Source organism: Vibrio sp. 1402 (genome assembly GCF_033340275.1).
This window is the reverse complement of the sequence record NZ_JAWOWE010000687.1, coordinates 1-521: the sequence shown is the minus strand read 5'-3', so window position 1 is coordinate 521 and position 521 is coordinate 1. Positions and strand designations below refer to the sequence as shown.

Annotated in this window: 1 protein-coding gene; it reads left to right on the top strand. The window is 49.5% G+C overall.

What is annotated here, in order from left to right:
• Positions 1-469, top strand: a 469-nt coding sequence (locus tag R7044_RS27955) for a substrate-binding domain-containing protein (RefSeq protein WP_225456340.1), incomplete at its 5' end; no start/stop codon positions are given.
• Positions 470-521 lie beyond the last annotated feature (52 nt).

Sequence of the window (521 nt, the reverse complement as noted above, 5' to 3'; positions counted from 1 at the left end):
CTACATCATGGAAAAAGTCGGCGAGAAAGCAAAAGTGATTCAGCTGGAAGGTATTGCTGGTACGTCTGCGGCTCGTGAGCGTGGTGAAGGCTTTATGACCGCTGTGAAGGGAAGCGATATGGAGCTTCTTGCTAGCCAACCGGCTGACTTTGACCGCACGAAAGGTCTAAACGTAATGGAAAACCTACTGGCTGCTAACCCGGATGTTCAAGCGGTGTTTGCGCAGAATGATGAGATGGCTCTAGGTGCACTACGCGCGGTTCAAGCGTCTGGTAAAAACGTCATGGTCGTTGGTTTTGACGGCACAGAAGACGGTATCGCAGCGGTTAACCGTGGCAAGCTAGCAGCGACCATCGCGCAGCAACCTGATCTTATTGGCGCGTTAGGTGTTGAAACGGCTGACAAAGTACTGAAAGGCGAGAAAGTGGATGAGTACATCCCAGTTCCTTTAAAAGTGGTAACAAAGTAAGCCTGATGTGCGATAAAGCGTTCTAATTCCTTTGCTCTCTCCTCTGTTTATA